Annotated in this window: 5 protein-coding genes; 3 read left to right on the forward strand and 2 right to left on the reverse strand. The window is 43.4% G+C overall.

The window, feature by feature from the left end; genetic code table 11:
* On the reverse strand, positions 1 to 564 hold a 564-nt coding region (locus tag PLA23_RS12280; RefSeq protein WP_324475368.1), incomplete at its 3' end, for an amino acid kinase family protein.
* 110 nt (positions 565 to 674) lie between these two features.
* Here PLA23_RS12280 and PLA23_RS12285 point away from each other — a divergent pair.
* From PLA23_RS12285 to PLA23_RS12295, 3 genes are all read left to right on the forward strand, one after another.
* On the forward strand, positions 675 to 878 hold the full coding sequence (locus tag PLA23_RS12285; protein ID WP_324475369.1) for a hypothetical protein: 204 nt from the start codon (positions 675 to 677) through the stop codon (positions 876 to 878).
* Between the two features lie 45 nt (positions 879 to 923).
* Entirely contained in the window at positions 924 to 1,289 is a 366-nt protein-coding gene (locus tag PLA23_RS12290; RefSeq protein WP_324331691.1) for a hypothetical protein, read from the forward strand.
* Positions 1,290 to 1,585: 296 nt separating this feature from the next.
* Positions 1,586 to 2,284, forward strand: coding sequence for an ABC transporter substrate-binding protein (locus PLA23_RS12295; RefSeq protein ID WP_324475370.1), 699 nt, complete (start codon positions 1,586 to 1,588; stop codon positions 2,282 to 2,284).
* Between the two features lie 155 nt (positions 2,285 to 2,439).
* Here the strand turns inward: PLA23_RS12295 and PLA23_RS13865 are convergent, their stop codons facing one another.
* The gene (locus tag PLA23_RS13865) at positions 2,440 to 2,556 is read right to left on the reverse strand and encodes an MTH865 family protein (protein ID WP_502883630.1); all 117 of its coding nucleotides are present in this window, start codon (positions 2,554 to 2,556) and stop codon (positions 2,440 to 2,442) included.
* Positions 2,557 to 2,767: the final 211 nt, after the last annotated feature.

Genomic DNA, 2,767 nt, shown 5'->3' on the forward strand with positions numbered 1-2,767 from the left:
AAGAATGCAACTTCGTGCACCGAGCACCTCAGCAGCTAAAAATGCTCCGGTATCAGTCCGATGTGGCGGGATACCTCCATTGGTCCGCTCCGAAGGATGCTCATACAGACTGTAGGGAGGGGTCCCATGGGTAACCGGGAGAGCGCCCATTCCAAGGAGGGTCGGAATTTCAAGGAGATCGCTGGTATGAATCCTTTTAGCCTTAAAGGGAGCAAGCAGGGTTGCCATCATGATAGCATTTTGTTCAGATATTTTGCTGGTCAACTCTGCAAGTACACCGGTTGGCATCCCAAGGTCAAGTCCGATATCCATGATATGCCTGACCCTGACACCACCTCCGGTGACAAGTAATAACTTATGATTTTTTGACAGCGCTCCAAGTTCCTCCACCAGAGGAATGACTACATCACGACCATAATCTATGATCCCATGCCCGCCAATTTTAATAACATTCAGTTCAGGAACAATACGCATCAGGGGGCGGCCAGTATATCGATCAAATAATCCCTTTCTTACCAGAGTTTCCCCCTGGAGTTTATTAGCTATTTCAAGTCTTTCGTGCATGGATCACCACAACAATATATAAATACGTGAAGATCTTATAGATAGATTGTTGATAACCAACTGGTATATCACTTGAACATATGCCAATTGGTTCCAAGAGGTGACCAGAAATGAAAATTTTCGTACGTGAAAGACAAAAGGTCGGGGCAGGAGTTAAAAGCCCGAAGTATCGGATTTTGGCAGTTACCGGTGGACAGATCCAGGTTGTTGCAACGCATTTCAGAAAAATAGAGCTTGAAATGATTGCAAAAGAAGTCGGCGCTGAAATTGTCTGGCTTGAACCTGTCCCTGATGACCAGAAGAAAAAACACTAATTTCTTTCCTCTACTCTTTATAGCTCCAACCCTAAAACTTATTATATGCCATCGCTCTCAATCGAAGGCCTCTTTGAATCTGCAGTAAAAATTTTCCTTTTCGAAGATAACGCGATTTCAATCACTTTCTCCAAAGAAGGGATTCATATCAGGTTTCCAACTACCCGGCGCCTTGCCGAGTACCTCGAGGTACCGCACTACTACATACTTCCGTACTTTGCCATGATGGAAGAACAGGAACTGGTAACACGAGCAGAGCGGGTTGGAATACTGACAACCAGCAAGGGGACCAGAAAAATCGTTGCAGTCATGTCTGATCTTCATCCGGAAGAGAGTGCATCCCTGATCGGATCAACCATGTTTGATGAAATAAAAAAGATCACAAAAATGAGGAGTGAGAAGAAACCTTAAATACCGGAAAATGGATCGGATTGTAATGTTCCAGTTCCCGATGGATCTCAAGAGTCATTTTCTGACTTCTCATCCTCATACATACTGCGTCAGGCAACATGAAAATTATTTACATTTACTAACAGAGTCAATAAGAATATATCAATTGATATCCAATTGATATAGCAGAACCCACATCAATGGTCCTTTCTTGTCTAAACTATTTTTTAGTGATTCAAATCAGAAGAATGATACCTTTTTCAGTATACCTGTAAGAAGAATTATCACCCGTGCATCCGGGTGACAGGACATATGATATGACCGTATATATTTCACTGGATGATACCGATATGCCTGACTGCCCGGGAACCGGAAGACTTGCCAGGGATTTGTTCAGTCTGCTCGAACACCGATACCATCTTCTTGCTATTACCCGGCACCAGCTCTATGTGCACCCGGACATTCCATACACCTCACATAATAGTGCCGCAGTCATACATGTTCATACAATTCCTCATGAAGAACGAGACATGCTTTTTGAAGAGATAGCACAATTTGTTCAATCCCGGTCAGCGAAGGGGAGTGATCCAGGAGTCTGTATGGCTGACCATGAGTCTGTTACTCCGGCCCTCATTCTCTTTGGAAAAGAGGCGAAATCAACGGTCCTCACCCAGGATCAGGCGATGATAATGGCGTCAAACACAGGAATACGACTTATTGGGCTTGATGGCACGAAAGGCGGCATTATCGGATCTCTCGCAGCCGTGGGACTGGCAGCAAGTGGATCAGACGGGAGATATATACAGGTTGGGAAGATCAGAACCCTGCAGGGACAGGCAGAGATTTCTGCGATTCATGATGCGGGAATCCCCACAGTATATTCACTTGACGGAAGATCAATTGACTCAGGAGAAGTTCGGTTTCGAAAGTTCCCCCAGCCAATGAGGATTAATCACAGTCCGGTTCTTTTTGTCAGGGAAGACAATGAATCCTGGATTGTGGAACGTCGGGATTAATCAACCCTTTTTAACTGACTTCCTTTTTTTTTACACGATGGATTCGTGATTATTCGGCCATGTTACAGGCCGGCGCGATCCAGAATGAGTGTGGCAAGGGCCTCTGAAGACTCGATTGGGAAATCGGTGGGTTTTATGAACCGTCCAAACATGCCTCAGGTATTACAAATGACGAGTCCACCAACAGAAATATTGCTTTCAGCACCTTTTGGTAACCCTGCAAACACTTCATCCACGGATGATACCGGAAATTTTACTCCTTTCATCGCCATATGTTATCGGTTTAAGTGAAGTATGACATGAACCAAACTCTCAAAAATAACTTGATAATTACTTTAGAGTTGTAATTCTCTGTATTTGAAATTCTATTATCTACTCCTCATCCTGTCTGTATGATATGGCATCAAAAAAAATAATGAACAATAAAACCCACATTCGTCAGATCTCATTATGAATTATATAATAGTAAACTATATAACTAAG

This window comes from Methanospirillum sp. (assembly GCF_035406105.1).
Classification (GTDB): domain Archaea; phylum Halobacteriota; class Methanomicrobia; order Methanomicrobiales; family Methanospirillaceae; genus Methanospirillum.

Excerpts from the sequence above, each read along its gene's own strand:
- PLA23_RS12290 (WP_324331691.1), top strand. The coding sequence starts at position 924 with ATGCCATCGCTCTCAATCGAAGGCCTCTTTGAATCTGCAGTAAAAATT.
- PLA23_RS13865 (WP_502883630.1), bottom strand. The coding sequence starts at position 2,556 with ATGGCGATGAAAGGAGTAAAATTTCCGGTATCATCCGTGGATGAAGTG.
- PLA23_RS12285 (WP_324475369.1), top strand. The coding sequence starts at position 675 with ATGAAAATTTTCGTACGTGAAAGACAAAAGGTCGGGGCAGGAGTTAAA.
- PLA23_RS12295 (WP_324475370.1), top strand. The coding sequence starts at position 1,586 with ATGACCGTATATATTTCACTGGATGATACCGATATGCCTGACTGCCCG.